This window comes from Geodermatophilus sp. SYSU D00708 (assembly GCF_054050115.1).
This window is the reverse complement of record NZ_JBJGYS010000016.1, coordinates 1-17,087: the sequence shown is the minus strand read 5'-3', so window position 1 is coordinate 17,087 and position 17,087 is coordinate 1. Positions and strand designations below refer to the sequence as shown.

General features: G+C 72.6%; 16 protein-coding genes and 1 pseudogene. 8 read left to right on the top strand and 9 right to left on the bottom strand.

The window, feature by feature from the left end; all coding sequences use genetic code 11:
- Window positions 1–5: 5 nt before the first annotated feature.
- Both ACI79D_RS14580 and ACI79D_RS14575 read right to left on the bottom strand, forming a co-directional pair.
- Window positions 6–854, bottom strand: a complete 849-nt coding sequence (locus ACI79D_RS14580; protein WP_456919139.1) for a carbohydrate ABC transporter permease — start codon at window positions 852–854, stop codon at window positions 6–8.
- A gap of 157 nt (window positions 855–1,011) precedes the next feature.
- A complete protein-coding gene (locus tag ACI79D_RS14575) occupies window positions 1,012–2,274 on the bottom strand; it encodes an extracellular solute-binding protein (RefSeq protein WP_456919138.1) in 1,263 nt (420 codons plus the stop codon).
- A gap of 231 nt (window positions 2,275–2,505) precedes the next feature.
- Here ACI79D_RS14575 and ACI79D_RS14570 point away from each other — a divergent pair, with 231 nt between their 5' ends.
- The 5 genes from ACI79D_RS14570 to ACI79D_RS14550 all read left to right on the top strand — a co-directional run bounded on the left by ACI79D_RS14570 (window position 2,506) and on the right by ACI79D_RS14550 (window position 10,069).
- The gene (locus ACI79D_RS14570; RefSeq protein ID WP_456919137.1) at window positions 2,506–3,681 is read left to right on the top strand and encodes an endo-1,4-beta-xylanase; all 1,176 of its coding nucleotides are present in this window, start codon (window positions 2,506–2,508) and stop codon (window positions 3,679–3,681) included.
- A gap of 61 nt (window positions 3,682–3,742) precedes the next feature.
- Complete coding sequence (locus tag ACI79D_RS14565) at window positions 3,743–6,100, top strand: beta-xylosidase/alpha-l-arabinosidase (protein WP_456919136.1); 2,358 nt, start codon at window positions 3,743–3,745, stop codon at window positions 6,098–6,100.
- Window positions 6,100–7,134: an acetylxylan esterase gene (locus tag ACI79D_RS14560; protein ID WP_456919135.1), complete on the top strand. Its 1,035-nt coding sequence runs from the start codon at window positions 6,100–6,102 to the stop codon at window positions 7,132–7,134. The genes ACI79D_RS14565 and ACI79D_RS14560 overlap by 1 nt, the downstream gene beginning before the upstream one ends.
- Window positions 7,134–8,636 carry an arabinosylfuranosidase ArfA gene (gene arfA / locus ACI79D_RS14555; RefSeq protein ID WP_456919134.1) on the top strand — a complete coding sequence of 501 codons (1,503 nt, stop codon included), beginning with the start codon at window positions 7,134–7,136 and terminating at the stop codon, window positions 8,634–8,636. The genes ACI79D_RS14560 and arfA overlap by 1 nt, the downstream gene beginning before the upstream one ends.
- 356 nt (window positions 8,637–8,992) lie before the next feature.
- Window positions 8,993–10,069 carry an ABC transporter ATP-binding protein gene (locus ACI79D_RS14550; protein WP_456919133.1) on the top strand — a complete coding sequence of 359 codons (1,077 nt, stop codon included), beginning with the start codon at window positions 8,993–8,995 and terminating at the stop codon, window positions 10,067–10,069.
- Window positions 10,070–10,259: 190 nt separating this feature from the next.
- On the opposite strand, the gene ACI79D_RS14545 is transcribed toward ACI79D_RS14550, so the two are convergent.
- From ACI79D_RS14545 to ACI79D_RS14535, 3 genes are all read right to left on the bottom strand, one after another.
- Window positions 10,260–10,523, bottom strand: coding sequence for a hypothetical protein (locus ACI79D_RS14545; RefSeq protein ID WP_456919132.1), 264 nt, complete (start codon window positions 10,521–10,523; stop codon window positions 10,260–10,262).
- A 137-nt stretch (window positions 10,524–10,660) separates the two neighbouring features.
- Window positions 10,661–11,098 carry an STAS domain-containing protein gene (locus tag ACI79D_RS14540; RefSeq protein ID WP_456919131.1) on the bottom strand — a complete coding sequence of 146 codons (438 nt, stop codon included), beginning with the start codon at window positions 11,096–11,098 and terminating at the stop codon, window positions 10,661–10,663.
- 363 nt (window positions 11,099–11,461) lie between these two features.
- A complete protein-coding gene (locus ACI79D_RS14535) occupies window positions 11,462–11,764 on the bottom strand; it encodes a hypothetical protein (RefSeq protein WP_456919130.1) in 303 nt (100 codons plus the stop codon).
- 128 nt (window positions 11,765–11,892) lie between these two features.
- On the opposite strand from ACI79D_RS14535, the gene ACI79D_RS14530 reads away from it, so the two are divergent.
- The gene (locus ACI79D_RS14530) at window positions 11,893–12,249 is read left to right on the top strand and encodes a hypothetical protein (RefSeq protein ID WP_456919129.1); all 357 of its coding nucleotides are present in this window, start codon (window positions 11,893–11,895) and stop codon (window positions 12,247–12,249) included.
- Window positions 12,250–12,887: 638 nt separating this feature from the next.
- Window positions 12,888–13,103: a hypothetical protein gene (locus ACI79D_RS14525; RefSeq protein ID WP_456919128.1), complete on the top strand. Its 216-nt coding sequence runs from the start codon at window positions 12,888–12,890 to the stop codon at window positions 13,101–13,103.
- A 148-nt stretch (window positions 13,104–13,251) separates the two neighbouring features.
- Here ACI79D_RS14525 and ACI79D_RS14520 read toward each other — a convergent pair whose 3' ends face one another.
- Complete coding sequence (locus ACI79D_RS14520) at window positions 13,252–13,560, bottom strand: helix-turn-helix transcriptional regulator (protein ID WP_456919127.1); 309 nt, start codon at window positions 13,558–13,560, stop codon at window positions 13,252–13,254.
- A gap of 185 nt (window positions 13,561–13,745) precedes the next feature.
- Between ACI79D_RS14520 and ACI79D_RS14515 the strand changes: the two genes are divergently transcribed.
- Window positions 13,746–14,810, top strand: a complete 1,065-nt coding sequence (locus ACI79D_RS14515; protein ID WP_456919126.1) for a TerC family protein — start codon at window positions 13,746–13,748, stop codon at window positions 14,808–14,810.
- 91 nt (window positions 14,811–14,901) lie between these two features.
- Here the strand turns inward: ACI79D_RS14515 and ACI79D_RS14510 are convergent, their stop codons facing one another.
- The 3 genes and pseudogenes from ACI79D_RS14510 to ACI79D_RS14500 form a co-directional block, all read right to left on the bottom strand.
- Window positions 14,902–15,855 (bottom strand): zinc metalloprotease HtpX, encoded by a 954-nt coding sequence (locus tag ACI79D_RS14510; RefSeq protein WP_456919125.1) that lies wholly within the window; start codon window positions 15,853–15,855, stop codon window positions 14,902–14,904.
- 98 nt (window positions 15,856–15,953) lie between these two features.
- Window positions 15,954–16,172 carry a hypothetical protein gene (locus ACI79D_RS14505; protein WP_456919124.1) on the bottom strand — a complete coding sequence of 73 codons (219 nt, stop codon included), beginning with the start codon at window positions 16,170–16,172 and terminating at the stop codon, window positions 15,954–15,956.
- 440 nt (window positions 16,173–16,612) lie between these two features.
- Window positions 16,613–17,087 (bottom strand): annotated as a pseudogene (locus ACI79D_RS14500) (epoxide hydrolase); the annotation flags it as partial.

Here is a 17,087-nt window from a genome sequence, read left to right as displayed (position 1 = left end):
CGCGTTCACGCGTCGGCCTTGGTGTCGCGGCGCAGCACCAGGAACTGGTACGCGACAGCCATCACGAACCCGATCAGGAACAGCACGACCGACGCCGCGCCGGCGATCCCGAAGTTGCTGCGCTGCGTGCCCTGGCTGACCAGGTAGGTCGCCATCGTGGTCGTCGCGTTCGCCGGGCCACCGCCGGTCAAGATCCAGACCATGTCGAACAGCTGCAGCGACCCGATCATGGACAGGAAGCACCAGGTCCGGATGGTCGGCGCGAGCAGGGGGATCGCGATGCGGCGCTGGACCTGCCACCACGAGGCGCCGTCGAGCTGAGCCGCCTCGTGGAGCTCGTCGGGGACGCCCTGCAGCCCGGCGAGGAAGAGCAGCACCGCCAGACCGAGGTACTTCCACGTGAGGACGACGAAGACCGTGACCAAGGCCAGATCGGGGGTGCCGAGGAAGCCCTGCTCGGGGACCGGCAGCCCCACCGACGTCAGCACGGCCTCGATCAGGCCGGACCGGGGCTGCAGCAGCTGGAACCACACGACGCCGGCGATCACCTCGGCGAGCACGTAGGGGACGAAGATGATCGTCCGCAGCAGCCCCCGCCCCCTGATGCGGCGGTTGAGCAGCAGCGCGAGCGCCAGCCCCAGCGGCAGCTGCACCAGGATCGACGCGAAGACGATGATGAAGTTGTGCGTCACGGCGTCGGTGAAGACGTCGTCGGCCAGCACCCGGGCGTAGTTCTGCAGGCCGACGAAGTCCACCATCGGGCCGAAGCCCTTCCAGCGGTAGAACGACATCCGGGCCGCGGAGAAGACCGGGTAGACGACGAAGACAGCCATCAGCGCCAGGGCCGGCGCCACGAAGAAGAGGATCTCCAGGCGCTTCCGGTTCCTGTCACGACCGGGGCGGCCGGTCCCACGAGCGGACCGGCCGGTCACCCGGCGCGCTTCCGCGCGCCGGGTGACCGCTGCCCCCGGGTCCGCCGCCGTCACGGCGCCCTGGGAGGTCATCGTCGGATCACTGCTCCTGGTCGGCGGCCTGCTGGGTCTGGTCCACGATGTCCTGCGGCGTCGCCTCGCCCGCGAACTGCAGCGCGATCGCGTCGTTCATCGCACCACCGACGGACGCCCCGAACGCGGTGTCGAAGTACAGCTGGACGTACGGCGCCGCGTCGCGGACCTCGAGCAGCTGGGCGAGCGCCGGGTCGGAGACGGAGCCCGAAGCGGCAGGGTTCGTCGGGAGACCCATGTCGTTCTCGGCGAAGCCCTGCTGCACCTCGTCGGAGAGCAGGTACTTCACGAGGTCGACCGCCACATCCGGAGCCTCCTGCGCGACGGCCCACGCATCGCCACCACCGAGCTGGGCCTCGGGGTCACCCTCGCCGCCCTCGATCGCCGGGAACGGGAACCAGCCGGTCTTGGCGCCGAGGCCCTGGCCGTCCTCGGTGAGGCCCTGCATGACGCCGGGCTCCCAGTGGCCCGTCAGCTCCATCGCGACCTGTCCGGTCGCGAGCAGGCCGGAGGCCGACGTGGCACCCTCCTGCGCCGGCGTCGTCAGGAAGCCGGGGTTGAAGGGTTCGCTGTCGATCAGCGACTGGACCTCCTCGCCCGCCTGGACGAAGCACGGGTCGGAGAAGTCGAGGCTGGTGACCGCGTCGGTCAGCACGTCCTCGGAGCACGAGCGCACCGCCGCGTAGTACCAGTAGTGGGCGGCGGGCCACTTGTCGCCCGCGCCGAGCGAGATCGGCGTGATGCCGGCGCCCTTCAGTGTGTCGATGGCGGAGGCCAGCTCCGCCATCGTGGTCGGTGGCGCCGTGATGCCCGCCTGCTGGAAGAGCTCGGTGTTGTACCAGAAGCCCACGACGCCGACGGAGAACGGCAGCGCGTAGGTCTGGTCCTCGACCTGCCAGCCGGCCACGGAGCCGCCGATCTTGTCGATCTCCTCCGCCGCGTCCTCGGACAGGTCGCGGACCAGGCCGGCCTCCACGCGGTCGGCGAGCTCACCGCCGCCGCGCTCCATGTAGACGTCCGGCACGTCGCCGCTCTGGAAGGCGGCCTCGAGCTTGTCGACCATGTCCTCGTGCGCCATGGCGACGACCTCGACCTCCACGCCCGGGTTGGCGGCCTCGAAGTCCGCGGCCACCTGCTCGTAGTAGCCCTTGCCCGGTTCGTTGTTCGAGTTGTGCCACCAGGTGATCGTGTTGTCGTCGCCTCCCGAGGCGCTGCTGTCGCCACCGCCGCAGGCAGTGGCCGTCAGCAGCACCGCGCTGCTGCACAGCACCGAGAGAGCTGCTCGCCCCGAACGCCGCATGTCTGACCCCTTCGTCCTTCCGCACGCCGTGGTGGCGTGGAACACATTTCACGAAGGTCGCAGCAAGGGCTTGCGCTGTCAATCGTTGTCGATAACGATTTCGGAGTGACCTGCTCCACAGCTGTCGACGCCGTCCGGTGCACCGGAGCCACGTTGGTCGTACGTTCCGCCGACGGCTCGCCCTGTGCCGACAGGGACGTGGTGGTCCAGCAGGTTCGGCACGACTTCGCCTTCGGCAACATCGGCTTCGACTTCGTGGGACTGGCCAACGACGAGCGGGGCGAGTCCCGCGAGAACGTCTTCGGCGGAGCCGACCCGGAGGCGGCCGAGCGGCTCGAGGACCTGTGGCTCGACCTGTTCAACACCGCGACCCTCCCGTTCTACTGGGCCGGGTTCGAGCCGCTGGAGGGGCACCCCGACACCCGCCGCCTGCAGTCCGCCGCCGCGTGGTTCCGCGAGCGGGGCGTGTCCGTCAAGGGCCATCCGCTGGTCTGGCACACGCTCGCGCCGGACTGGCTGAGGGAGTACTCCGACGAGGACGTCGAGGAGATCGTGCGGGCGAGGATCCGGCGTGAGGTCACGTCCTTCGCGGGCCTGGTGGACACGTGGGATGCGATCAACGAGGTGGTGATCATGCCGGTCTTCGCGAACGAGGACCGGCAGAACGCGGTCACCCGCCTGTGTCGTCGCATCGGTCGCATCCCGACGATCCGCCTCGCCTTCGAGGAGGCGCGCCGGGCGAACCCCGCGACGACCCTGCTGCTCAACGACTTCAACCTGTCGACGGCGTACGAGTGCCTGATCGAGGGAGTGCTCGAGGCCGGCGTGCAGGTCGACGCGATCGGCCTGCAGAGCCACATGCACCAGGGCTACTGGGGCGAGGAGCGGACCCAGGAGGTCCTGGAGCGGTTCGCCCGTTACGGCCTCCCGCTGCACTGGACCGAGACCACTCTGGTGTCCGGGGACCTGATGCCACCGGAGATCGTGGACCTGAACGACCACCAGGTCGACGAGTGGCCCTCCACGCCGGAGGGCGAGGAGCGGCAGGCCGACGACGTCGTCCGCCACTACCGGACGCTGCTCTCGCACCCCTCGGTCCAGGCCGTGACGTACTGGGGGATCACCGACCGGGGGTCCTGGCTCGGCGCCCCCGCGGGGCTGGTGCGCGCCGACGGCAGCCCCAAGCCGGCCTACGACGCGCTCCGGGGCCTCGTCAAGGGCGAGTGGTGGCAGGCGCCGACCCGGCTGCGGACCGACGGCGAGGGGCGGGTCGCCGTGCGCGGCTGGCCCGGGGACTACACGGTGTCGGTCGGGGACCGCTCCGTGTCCTGGGAGTTGCGGCCGGACGCGCCGCTGTCGGAGGTCACCCTGGCCTGACCGCCGCACCCACCCAGGCCGCAACCGACAACGAACGACACAGGACGGACTTCCGAACAGCATGGGCACCAACGACGACCTCGGCTCCGCGCCCTGGCGGGACACGACCATCCCCGCCCAGGACAGGGTGGCGGACCTCATCCGGCGCATGACACTCGAGGAGAAGGTCGCCCAGTTGTACGGCGTCTGGGTGGGCATCGATGCGACCGCCGGCGAGGTCGCCCCGCACCAGCACGAGATGGCCGCGGCGCCGGTGGACTGGGACGAGCTGATCCGCAGCGGGCTCGGACAGCTGACCCGCCCGTTCGGGACGGCGCCCGTCGATCCGCTGCTGGGCGCGAAGGGTCTGGCGGAGAGCCAGCGGGCCATCGTGGCGGCCGGCCGCTTCGGGATCCCGGCGCTGGTGCACGAGGAGTGCCTGACCGGCCTCGCGGCGTGGACGGCGACCGCCTTCCCCTCGCCGCTGTGCTGGGCGGCCAGCTTCGACCCGGACCTCGTCGAGCGGATGGGCGCGGTCATCGGGCAGGGCATGCGCCGGCTCGGCGTCCACCAGGGGCTCGCCCCGGTCCTGGACGTCGCCCGGGACCTGCGCTGGGGACGGGTCGAGGAGACCATGGGCGAGGACCCGTACCTGGTGGGCACCATCGGCAGCGCCTACGTCCGCGGTCTGCAGTCGAGCGGCATCGTGGCGACCCTGAAGCACTTCGTCGGCTACTCCGCCTCCCGGGCGGGGCGGAACCTCGCCCCGGTCTCCGCCGGCCCCCGGGAGATCGCCGACGTGCTCCTCCCGCCGTTCGAGATGGCGCTGCGGGCGGGTGCCCGGTCGGTGATGAACTCCTACACCGACATCGACGGCGTGCCCGCGGCCGCGGATCCGGCGCTCCTCACGACGCTGCTGCGGGAGACCTACGGGTTCACCGGCACCGTGGTCGCCGACTACTTCTCGATCGCCTTCCTGCAGACCCTGCACGGCGTCGCCGCGTCCCCGGGGGAGGCGGCCGGGCGTGCCCTGGAGGCGGGCATCGACGTGGAGCTGCCGACCGTGGCCTGCTACGGCGAGCCGCTGGTCGAGGCGGTGCGCAGTGGGGCGGTGGACGAGGGCCTGGTGGACCGGGCGCTGCGCCGGGTGCTGCTGCAGAAGTGCGAGCTCGGTCTGCTCGACGCCGACTGGTCGCCGGACTCGCCGGCCGTCCTCGACGGCGAGGTCGAGCTCGACTCGGCGGAGTCCCGTGCCGTCGCGGCGGAGCTCGCCCGCCGCTCCATCGTGCTGCTCGCCAACGACGGCACGCTGCCCCTGCGGGCCGGGCTGCGGCTGGCGGTGGTGGGTCCCCGCGCCGACACCGCCCAGGCCATGCTCGGCTGCTACTCGTTCCCGATGCACGTCGGCGTGCACCACCCGGACGTGCCTGTGGGCGTCGACATCCCGACGCTCGCCGACGCGCTGCGGGCGGATCCGGCCGCGTACGACGTCGTGGTCACGGAGGGCTGCCCGGTGCTGGGTGGCGACGACGAGGGCATCCAGGCCGCCGTGCGCGCCGCGGCCGACGCCGACGTGTGCGTCGCCGTCCTCGGTGACCAGGCCGGCCTGTTCGGCAACGGCACCTCCGGGGAGGGCTGCGACGCCGTCGACCTCCGCCTCCCCGGCCGCCAGGAGGAGCTGCTGGAGGCCCTGCTGGGGACCGGGAGACCTGTCGTGCTCGTCCTGCTCGCCGGCCGCCCCTACGAGCTGTCCCGCCAGGTCGACCGGCTCGCCGCGGTGGTGTGCGGGTTCTTCCCGGGTGAGGAGGGCGGTCCGGCGATGGCGGACGTCCTCAGCGGGCGGGTGGCCCCGTCGGGCCGGCTGCCGGTGAGCTTCCCGCGCGCGGAGAGCAGCCAGCCGGCGACCTACCTCGCGGCGCCCCTGGGCCGGCGCACCGACGTGAGCACGGTGGACCCGACCCCGCTCTTCCCCTTCGGGCACGGGCTGGGATACGGCTCGGCGACCTGGGCAGGGGTCCGAGCGGTCACCGGATCGGAGTGGGACACCGACGGGACCAGCGAGCTGGAGGTCGAGCTCCGCAACGACACCGACCGCGAGGTGACCGAGGTCGTGCAGGTCTACCTGCACGATCCCGTCGCCGAGGTGGTCCGGCCGGTGCAGGCCCTCCTGGCCGCCCGGCGGGTCGATCTCGCGCCGCGGTCGGCGGCGACCGTCCGGTTCAGCCTGCACGCCGACCTCACCTCCTTCACCGGGCGGGACGGCAGGCGGATCGTCGAGCCGGGTGCGGTGGAGCTGCGGGTGGGTGCCTCCAGCGCCGACGTGCGGGAGACCCTGCGGTTCACGCTCACGGGCAGCCGCCGCACGGTCGGGTTCGAGCGCCGGCTGCACGCCGAGAGCGTCGTCGAGGACGGGGTTCGCGGCGGCGGGGGCGACGGCTGATGCCGCAGACCGACCTCCCGCTGGAGGAGCTCCGGCGCTACCGCCCGGAGCTCCCCGCACCGGACGACCTCTGGCAGTTCTGGGAGGCGACCCTGGACGAGGCGGCCGAGCGGCCGCTCGACGTGTCGTGCACCCCGGTCGACAGCGGGCTCGTGACGGTCGAGACCCACGACGTGTCCTTCGCCGGCTCCGACGGGTCCGAGGTCCGCGCCTGGCTGCACCTGCCCGCGCGCGCACTGCGCGGGAACGGAGCGCTGCCCGGGGTCGTCCAGTTCCAGGGCTACAACGGCGGGCGCGGGCTGCCCCACGAGCACGTGTTCTGGGCGTCGGCGGGCTTCGCCCACCTCGTGGTGGACACGCGCGGGCAGGGGAGCGGCTGGTCCGTGGGGGACACCGGCGACCCGGTGGGCTCCGCGGCCGCCCAGCCGGGGTTCATGACCCGGGGCGTGCTGTCGCCGGACGACTACTACTACCGCCGCGTCTACACCGACGCCGCGAGGGCCGTCGAGGTGTTGCGCGGCCACGCCGAGGTCGACGGCGACCGCGTCGCGGTGACCGGCGTGAGCCAGGGCGGCGGCATCGCGCTGGCCGTCTCGGCCCTCGTCCCCGGAGTGCGGGCGGTCATGCCCGACGTGCCGTTCCTCTGCGACTTCCCGCGGGCCGCGCGCATCGCTCCCGGGGACCCGTACGGCGAGATCGTGCGGTACCTCAAGGCCCACCGCGACCGCGTGGACCGCGTCTTCCGGACGCTCGCCTACTTCGACGGCGCGGTGCTGGGCCGCCGGTCGTCCGCGCCGGCACTGTTCTCCGTCGCGCTCATGGACGAGATCTGCCCGCCGTCGACGGTCTTCGCGGCGTACCACTCCTACGGCGGGCCCAAGCAGATCGAGGTCTACCCGTTCAACGACCACGAGGGTGGTCAGGGCTTCCAGCAGCGTGCGCAGCTGGCCTGGCTCCGCAGCCGGCTCGAGGTGCCCACCTCCCGGCAGACCGCGTCCGGCGAGCGGTCCGCACCGCGGGGGCAGGGCGTCTGATGCTGCGCGCACGCCTCACCGTCGACCCGGCCCGACCGGTGGGCCCGGTGTCCCGTCGGCTCTTCGGCGCCTTCGTGGAGCACATGGGACGCGGCGTCTACGGCGGCATCCACGAGCCGGGGCACCCGGAGGCGGACGAGGAGGGCTTCCGCCGGGACGTGATCGACCTCGTCAAGGAGATGGGGGTGACGACGGTTCGGTATCCCGGCGGGAACTTCGTCTCCGGGTTCCGGTGGGAGGACGGCGTCGGGCCCCGTGAGAACCGCCCCGTCCGGCTCAACCTCGCGTGGCACAGCACGGAGACCAACGAGGTCGGGCTGCACGAGTTCGCCTCGTGGCTGGAGAAGGTCGGCGCCGAGCTCATGCTCGCTCTGAACCTCGGCACCCGCGGCACGCTGGAGGCGCTGGACCTGCTCGAGTACGCGAACGTGCCTGCCGGCACCACGCTCGCCGAACAGCGGATCCGCAACGGGCGTCCGCAGCCGTTCGACGTCCGGATGTGGTGCCTCGGGAACGAGATGGACGGTCCGTGGCAGCTCGGCCAGCGGTCCGCGGACGACTACGGCAAGCTGGCCGCCCGCACCGCGAAGGCCATGCGCCAGGTCGATCCCGGCCTCGAGCTCGTCGCCTGCGGCTCGTCGGGCGCGACCATGCCGACCTTCGGCGAGTGGGAGCGCGCCGTCCTCACCCACGCCTACGACGACGTGGACCTCATCTCCTGCCACGCGTACTACGAGGAGAAGGACGGCGACCTCGGTTCCTTCCTCGCCTCCGCGACGGACATGGACCGCTTCATCGAGACGGTCGTCGCCACCGCCGACCACGTGAAGGCCGTGCGGAGGAGCCCGAAGACGATCAACGTCTCCTTCGACGAGTGGAACGTCTGGTACCTGTCCCGGGTGTCGGCCGACCTGGCGAAGGACATCGGCGACTGGCCCCTCGCGCCCGCCATCAGCGAGGACCCCTACACCGTGGCGGACGGTGTCGTCGTGGGTAGTCTCCTGATGTCGCTGCTCCGCCACGCGGACCGGGTGACCAGCGCCTCGATCGCCCAGCTGGTCAACGTCATCGCCCCGATCGCGGCGGAGCCGCAGGGACCGGCGTGGCGCAAGTCGACGTTCTTTCCGTTCGCGACCACCGCACGGCTGGCGCGCGGCGTCGCCCTCCGGGTGGGCGTCGACGGCCCTGACTACGACACCGCCGAGTACGGCCGGGTCCCCGTCATCGACGCTGCCGCCACCGCCGATGCCGGCGTGGCCGCGCTGTTCCTCGTGAACCGCTCGCAGACGGAGGAGGCGGAGGTCTCCGTCGACCTCACGGCGCTGGGTGTGCGCACCATCGAGGAGACGCTGATGCTCTGCGACCCGGACCCACACGCGGCCAACACGACCGACCGGCAGGACCGGGTCCGCTTGCAGCCCAACACCCGGGCAGCGGTGGTCGGCGGCACGCTCGGGGTGACCCTGCCGCCCGTCTCCTGGACGGCGGTCTCCCTCCGCTGACCGCGAGATCGACCACCGACCCCGGCCACCAGCCGTACCGCTCGCGAGAGGAACCCACATGTCGTCCGGGACGCCGGCAGCGGCGCGCTGGTCCGCGAGGGCCGGGCGCCGCACCCCGAGGGCACCGAGGTCGACCCCGCCGCCTGGAGGCGGCGCGGCGCCGCTGCCGTGGCGCGCCGCCGGGACCGAGGTCCACGAGGCCGATCCGCTCGTGCATGTGCGGCGGGCGCTACGCCGAGGTGCGCGCCCCCACCGCCGAACGCACCTGATCCACCCGCCGCAGCGCGCGGCTGCACCACCACCGGACAACACCAGACCCCGGCGACGCCGCCGGGGGAGCAGATGAGGAGCAGGACATGGCATCGGTCACCTACGACGAGGCGACACGGGTCTACCCCGGCGCGCAGCGGCCAGCAGTCGACGCGCTCGACCTCACGGTGGAGGACGGCGAGTTCCTGGTCCTCGTGGGCCCGTCGGGCTGCGGCAAGTCCACTTCCCTCCGCATGCTCGCCGGCCTGGAGGACGTCGACGGCGGGCGCATCCTGATCGGTGACCGGGACGTGAGCACCGTGCCGGCCAAGGACCGCGACATCGCCATGGTCTTCCAGAACTACGCCCTGTACCCGCACATGACCGTGGCGGACAACATGGGCTTCGCGCTGAAGATGGCCAAGGTCGGCAAGCAGGAGATCGCCGAGCGCGTCCGGGAGGCAGCCCGCCTGCTCGACCTGGAGGAGTACCTGGACCGGCGGCCGCGGGCGCTGTCGGGTGGTCAGCGGCAGCGGGTGGCGATGGGCCGGGCGATCGTCCGCAAGCCGCAGGTCTTCCTCATGGACGAGCCGCTGTCCAACCTCGACGCCAAGCTCCGCGTGCAGACGCGCACCCAGATCGCCCAGCTGCAGCGCCGGCTGGGGATCACCACCGTCTACGTCACGCACGACCAGGTCGAGGCGATGACCATGGGCGACCGGGTCTGCGTCCTCAAGGACGGGCTCCTCATGCAGGTGGGCAAGCCCCGGGAGCTCTACGACCGGCCGCGCAACGTCTTCGTGGCCGGCTTCATCGGCTCCCCGGCGATGAACCTGTTCACGCTGCCGCTCGCTGAGGGTGGCGTCCGCTTCGGCGACGACGTCTACCCGGTGGCCCGCGACGTCCTCCAGGAGGCATCCTCGTCCACCGTCGTCCTCGGCGTGCGCCCGGAGGACCTGGAGGTCGCCCACCACGGTCTGGCGGTGGAGGTCGACGTCGTGGAGGAGCTCGGCGCCGACGCGTACGTGTACGGCCGGACCCGGCTCGGGGACGGGGAGCACCAGATCACCGCCCGCGTCGACGGGCGCCGGCCTCCGCAGAAGGGGGAGGTCCTGCACGTGACCCCCCGGCGCGGCCACGTGCACCTCTTCGACGTCGGCGACGGGAGCCGGCTGGGCGACTGACCGGGGCGATGAGCGGCGCGGCGGGCGCCCCTGGACTCGTCCGAGGTGCCCGGCCCCCGGCGGCGCCGGCCCCGACCGCTCGAGGCGACCGCCAGCGGAGACGGGGAACGCCGCTGCCGATGACGAGGGACGGGCCCGCCCTCGTGACGGGTGCCGGACGAGCTGCTGGAGCCGACCGTGGCTGCACGAGTCAGCAGGTCATCGCCACGCAGCTCCGGCAGGGTGGCCACTCTTCGGTGCCGTCGTCGGGCCACGCCCAGTCCGCGGGATCGAGGAGTGTCACCGGGGCAAGGCAGAGGGCTCGGCCGGTGATGAGCCCGTTCCCGCCGACGGCGTGCAACCGGCCGGTGGGCATGTCCACCCACTCGTCTTCCCACCGCCGGGGCACGACCGCGTCGGCGCCGACGGTCCACTGCGCCTGCCCGTGCTCGGCGCCCCCGGTGCCGGCTCTCATGGCCTGCCGCCAGGATCGGCGGTGCGGCGCCGGCTCCGGCTCGGCGGCACCCGGGTGGCCGAGGCTGATCCCACCTCGTGCGGCCCGGTCACCGCATCCCCAGCTGCACGCCCTCGGCGGACACCTCCGCTCGCGGCTCACGGTCGCTCGAGGGGCCGGGCTCGCTCGGCGGCGGTGGGTGCCGCATCGGCGGTGGCCCCGCCTGCAGCAGTGACCACGCCCGGGACGTCAGGAACCGGACGGTGGTGCAGTTGGAGCCGGGTCAGCTCCCGCTGCAGCCACAACGGCGTTCCGACCAGCATCATGCGGCGGTTCTGCCGCTGGGCCCACCGGCGGGCGCCGGCGATCACATGCGCCCCCGTGCGCCCGCACGCGGTCAGCTCGCTGAGGTCGACCGTCCACCGGGGGCGGTCGCAGACGAGCAGGGTCACGACCGCGTCGTGGAAGAGGTGGGTGGTGTCCCGCTCCAGCGGTCCGGTCAACTTCAGGCGTCCGCCGATGAGGTCGAGATCGACGGTGAACGATGGGTCCCGCCCATCGGCGGCTCCCGCGGCGCAGGCAGATTCGGCGGTCACGCATCACCTCGGTGGTGAGCGCGTGGCGTCGGCGGCCGAGCGTCGACCGCCGAAGGTCCTGCTGCTGCAGGCGGCTCCGTTGTTGGACCGGTCACCCACGCTAACCCCGGTCCGGGCGACCGGCGACTGGATCGACCCGCTCTGAGGATGTCGGCCACCGCCAGACGGTGCTCACCGACTGTGGGTGCCTGCCCGAGACGGGACGCACGGCTGCTGCGACACCTTCAGGCGCTCGACTCCCTTCAGCGACCAGGAGACGGCGTACCGCACGCCGGCGCAGGTCGCACGGGTGCCTGCGGCCATCTCTCCCGCGCACGTTGCTGCGACGCACGCCGGCCGGCCCGCGGCCCACCCCGGCGGGGCTCACGCCAGGACGGCGATGCTCCCGACCGCGGCAGCAGACAGCGCCAGCAGGGCGGCCTGGGTGGTGTTGCGGCCCTCGGGCCTGCTGCGGCCCAGGCGCTCCTGCACGGCACGCAGACGCGTCCGGACCCCCTCGCCGCAGGCCACTCCGACCGCGAGCAGAACCAGGCACGGCAGGCAGTAGATGAACGCGTAAGCGGCGAGGGTGGTCAGCGCCGGGGTGGTCGCGACGTCGGCTGCCAGCAGTCGCTCGATCGCGATCAGGTACGGGAAGGCGTTGGGCAGGTCCGCGACGGTGACCATCACGCCGACGGGCGCGGCTGTCCACGGACCGAACCAGGACGGCAGCCGCACCTCCCGGCGGCGTCCCGTGCCCAGCCGGCGAACCGCGGCGACGAACAGCAGGAGCGCTGGACGCCTACGTCGGGGACGTGGACCGGGCCGAGCCCGAGCGGGGGCCGGCGCCCGAGGCCCTTCGCCGGGTGCTCGCACACCTCGTCGCCCTGGCTCCCCGGTACGGCCTGCTGGCGCTGCAGCCGCTCGAGGAGGTCGTGGAGGACCGGCTGCTGGAGCAGGCTCGCAGCGCCGAAGACCGGCTGCGCGCGCTGGTGCGCCGCGGCCAGGAGGCCGGCGAGTTCCGCGTGGACCTCCCCGCGGACTGGGCCGTCGTCGCGGTCACCTGGCTCATCGTCGGAGCCGCGGACGGCCTGCGCACCGGCCGCGTGGCGCCGGCCGACGCCCAGCGGCTGGTGACCGAGACCGTGCTCGGCGCCCTGCGGCGGCGCTGAGTCACACCGACCGGGGCCCGGTGCTGTCGGCTCTCGCATCTCTGCCCCAGGAGATCACGTGCATCTGCGCACCCCCTCCGACGTAAAGGAGGGGAGTGGGTTCCCGGACCAGCGGGGTGAGGGAGGGGCTGTGGACGCGTCCGTGCGGGCCGGTCGCGGTCGTCGGGCACGCTGGCTGCTGCTGGGCACGGCAGCAGCGCAGGCGGTGAGCCCGCTGGTCGCCGGGTTCGACCAGGGGAACGGGGCGGATCCGGTCGTCGTGCCGCCCGGCCCGTTCTTCGCCGTCTGGGGCGTGGTCGTCCTCGGCTCGGTCGCCGCGGCGCTGTGGGGGCTGCCGTTGCTGCGGGCCACCCGGGCGCCGTGGACGGCGGTGCAGGTACCGGTGTCGGTGGCCCAGGTCGGCTTCGTCGTCTGGCTGCTCGCCGCCGCCACGGCGCCGGCTCTGACGCTCCCGGTGTTCCTGGTGATGCTCGGCGTGCTGGCGTGGAGCCTGTGGACGGTGCTGCGCACACCTGCCGACCGCCTGACACGGGTGCTGCTCGGCGGGACGCTGGGCGTCTACACCGGCTGGAGCGCGGCGGCGGTGTGGCTGAACGCGGCCACGCTGCTGCCGGGCGATGCCACCGTGGCCTTGGGCGTTGCTGGTGGCCGGTGCCGCGCTGACCGCCTGTGCGGGGGCGCGCCTGTTCGGCGGCCAGTTGGGGTTCACTCTGGCGGCCGGCTGGGCGTTGCTGGGCGTCGCCGTGTCGACGTCGGGTGCCGGAGAGCCTGGGCTCGCTGCGCTCGCGGCGGCGGGCCTGGCGGCTGTGGCGGTCACCGCCCTGGCGTCACGGAAGGCGGCTGCGCAGGCCTGAGTTGCCCCGGACGATCGCGCTGGTACAGCCGTGCAACGGTGCTCTCGTGCGACCGGAGACGGCGATGTCGAGGATGTTCACGGTGTGCTCTCCCGAGCAACAGCGGCCGTGCTGTCCAGCGACGTCGGCGGAGATGGACGGGGAGTCCTCACCCGCCGTCCGGGGCGAAGATGGCGAGCAGTTCGTCCACCTCGTGCGCGGCCGTGCTGGGGTGCCGGAAGTGCTGGTGCGGACGTAGCTCGTAGTGCGTGCGCCGGCCGCGGCGGCTGCGCGTCAGGTACCCGCCGTCTTCCAGGTCGCGCAGGATCGACAGCGCCGCTCGCTGCGTGACACCCACGCGGTCGGCGATGTCCTTGACGCGGGCGTCCGGATCCGCCGCGACTGTCAGCAGCACGTGACCGTGGTTGGTCAGGAACGTCCAGGGCGGGCGGCGCGGCGCCTCGACTCCCTCGGCCACGGCACTTCCTCACGGGTTCTGGTGGCAGGCGACAGGTGAAGTGTGGTTCACTCTATCTCACGGAGGGGAGTATCCCCCAACGCTCCGTCGTCAGTACGGCGCCGAAGGGCGCTCGGCGGGGCGGGCGTCCCGGAGGGGCGCCGGGAGAGACCTCCGGTCGGTGACATCGACCGGAGGGATGGCTCGTGGACGTCTCGTTGTGGCTCTGGCTGGCCGTGCTCGGCCTGATCGTCGGCATCCTGGCCGTGGACCTGTTCGCCCACCGCCGCGCGCACGTCATCGCCGTGCGCGAGGCCGCGGTGTGGTCGGCCGTGTGGGTGGCGCTCGGGATGGCCTTCGGCGCCTGGGTGTGGTGGGCGCACGGCGCCGAGTTCGGTCAGCAGTACTTCGCCGGATACCTGATCGAGAAGTCGCTGGCCGTGGACAACGTCTTCGTCTGGGCGATCATCTTCACGTACTTCGCGGTGCCTCGGGAGTACCAGCACCGCGTGCTGTTCTTCGGCGTCCTGGGCGCCCTGGTCTTCCGCGGGCTGTTCATCGCCGGCGGGTCGGTGCTGATCGCCGGCTTCGGCTGGGTGCTGTACCTGTTCGCGGCGTTCCTGCTGTGGACCGGCTACCGGATGATCCGTCAGCGCGACGAGCACCTGGACCCGGACAAGTCGCGAGCGCTTCGGCTGTTCCGCCGGTACGTGCCGATGACCGACGCATACCACGGGCAACGGTTCGTCATCCGGCGCGACGGCGCCCTGCTCGCGACCCCGCTGCTGGCGGTGCTGGTCCTCGTGGAGGTCACCGACGTGGTCTTCGCCGTCGACTCCATCCCGGCGATCTTCGCCGTCACCGACGAGCCGTTCCTCGTCTTCACCGCCAACGCCTTCGCCATCCTGGGCCTGCGGGCGATGTACTTCCTGCTCGCCGACCTGATCCACCGCTTCGTCTACCTGAAGACCGGGCTGGCCCTCGTCCTCATCTGGGTGGGCGTCAAGATGATGCTGAAGGTGGACCTCTTCTACGTGCCCACCGCGGTCAGCCTCGCGGTCATCAGCCTCATCATCGGCGTCTCCGTCGCGGCCAGCCTCCGGGCCACGCGCGGCCAGGGCCGACGCGCCGTCGAGGCGCCGTCCACACCGCCCTTCCGGACCGCCACCGAGGACGAACTCGCCGCGATGCAGCCGCTGCGGTTCCGCGGCGCCCGGGGGGACTTGCGAGTCGACACGCCGGCCGAGCAGCAGGCCGGGAAGCAGTCGTGACCCGGGCGGCGCTGGGTCCGGTCGCCGCCGTGGTCACCGGACGTCGCTCGCCGTTGACAGGCACCTCTCCATCCCGTCGGTCAGGGGCTGATCACCACCGCACGCCTGGGAAGCGCAACCTCGGCGGTCCGACGACGCTCGGGACGTCCACGGGTGGTGCCGCCGGGCGGTCGTCCCCCAGCACCCGCTGGGGCCGGTGCGGCACGAGCTCGCGCAGGCGCCGTGCGCGCTCGGCCGTCGGTGGATGGGTCCGGAGCAGCAGGGGATCGGGCACCCGGCCGCGCCGCACCATCAGCCGCTCCCAGATCCGGCCGGCGCTGCGCTCGAGGGCCTCCAGGGCGGAGGCGAGGGCTTCCGGATCCCCGATCAGGGTCGACGCCTCGAGGTCGGCGTCGTACTCCCGGGTCCGGGAGAGTGCCAGCTGCAACAGGGTCACGACGGTCGGCAGGGCGATCAGGATCAGGGAGAGCAGGAGCAGTTCCGGGTCGCCACCGAGTGTCATCGGCAGCGTGATGAAGATCGACAGGACGCCGACGTAGGAGAGACCCTGGACGAAGCGGCCCACCGTGTCCGACAGGCTCATGATCGTGGTGTCGCCGGACCGCACGTGGCTCACCTCGTGTGCCAGGACGGCGGCCACCTCGCGGGTGGTGAGGATGCGCAGCAGCCCGTCGCTGACCGCGATCGCCGCGTCGTCTCCGCGCCCGACCGCGAAGGCGTTGGGGATCGTGCTCGGCACGTAGTAGAGGGCCGGCGTGCTCGCGAGCCCGGCCCGCTCCGAGAGTTCCTGCACGATCCGGAGCAGTCTCGGAGCCGTGCTGGGGCCCACCGGTAGCGCGCCGTACATCGACAGCAGGGTCCGCGTCGGCGCCCGGGGCCGCAGTGCACCGACGAGCACGCCGATGACGAGCGCCCACAGCAGGCCTGTCGGGCCGAACAGCACCCAGGCGAGCACACCGGCCGTGCCGATCAAGCCGACGAGCAGGAGGACGGCCTGTGTGACGTTGCGCAGTCTCTGCCGGCGGAGCGTCCCGGGATCGAGCACTGATCGACGCTATGCCCGGCACGGGCCGCAGCGGCAGGTCCGGCGGTAGGGCGCGTCCACGACCGCTGCGCGGCCGTGTCGGCGACCACCCACCGGATTCAGCCGCTGGAGACCGGCCCGGTCGACTCAGCGGCGGGGGAGAGCAGCTGACGGGCCGCGGCTGCGTCCGAGGCGGCAACCAGCACGTGAACGCCCTCCAATTGCAGCTGTGGGTACTGTCCTCCGGCATCGTCGGTTGCGATGTCTGCTCTCAGGCCGTGACTGCGCAGCAAGCCGACGATCAGTTCCCCCTCCGTGCGGCTGCCCACGATCGCCACGGACACAGGCGCGCCCTCCACGCGCTCACCTCCTCGAAGCTCCCCCTGGCGGTGTCGGCACCACCGTCGCACCGTTGGCGGCCCCTCGGGCCAGTCGGAAGTCCCTGAGCCATCCCGTGCTGGGCTCGCGGCGGGCTCCCATCGATTTCCTGCCCTCCTGCGGAAGGAGGACGCCTCGGACACCGACGGGGAGCTGATCGAGGTGGGCCATCGGCGGGCCGGTCGGCTGGTCGAGGCCGGGGCGCGGATCGGCTCGTCGAGGCAGAGCTGCACGCTTCCGACGTCGGCATCGACGGCGCCGCCGCGGGGGCTGCGGTCCACGTCGTGGCGAACGCCGAGGATGCGTCGGTCGTGAACCGGTAGCCGGTCTCCTGCCAGGCTGAGCCGGCGTGGCGACGTTCGCGATGTCATCGGCCCGTCCTCTCGACGGTCGGTGCAGGTCAGCCCCGCGCTCGGGGGATCTCGGGTCCGCGCAGCGACCGGAAGCCCGCGCGGAGCTCCTCGGTGAACAGGTGTGGCTGTTCCCAGGCCGCGAAGTGCCCGCCCCGCTCGACCCGGTTGTAGTGGACGAGGCCGGGATAGGCGCGCTCGGTCCAGCTGCGCGGGGCCTCGTACTGCTCGCCGGGGAAGACGCTGACGGCGACCGGGATGGTGACGCCCTTGGCGTCGAAGAAGCCGCCGCGGTACTCCCAGTACAGGCGTGACGCCGAGACCCCGGTGTTGGTCAGCCAGTACAGCGTGATGTTGTCGAGGACCTCGTCGCGGGTGAGGTCGCCCGTGGTGCTCGACGTCCGGTCCAGGGCCGCGACCACCGCCGCGGCCGGCTGACCGTCGGCGTCGTTGTGGTCGAGCAGCCACGCGGCCAGGCCGACCGGTGAGTCCGCGATGCCGTACAGCGTCTGCGGCCGTGCCGCC

Coding starts and splice junctions, on each gene's coding strand:
- ACI79D_RS14550 (WP_456919133.1), top strand. CDS start 8,993: ATGGCATCGGTCACCTACGACGAGGCGACACGGGTCTACCCCGGCGCG.
- arfA (WP_456919134.1), top strand. CDS start 7,134: ATGCTGCGCGCACGCCTCACCGTCGACCCGGCCCGACCGGTGGGCCCG.
- ACI79D_RS14560 (WP_456919135.1), top strand. CDS start 6,100: ATGCCGCAGACCGACCTCCCGCTGGAGGAGCTCCGGCGCTACCGCCCG.
- ACI79D_RS14565 (WP_456919136.1), top strand. CDS start 3,743: ATGGGCACCAACGACGACCTCGGCTCCGCGCCCTGGCGGGACACGACC.
- ACI79D_RS14535 (WP_456919130.1), bottom strand. CDS start 11,764: ATGGTCACCGTCGCGGACCTGCCCAACGCCTTCCCGTACCTGATCGCG.
- ACI79D_RS14545 (WP_456919132.1), bottom strand. CDS start 10,523: ATGAGAGCCGGCACCGGGGGCGCCGAGCACGGGCAGGCGCAGTGGACC.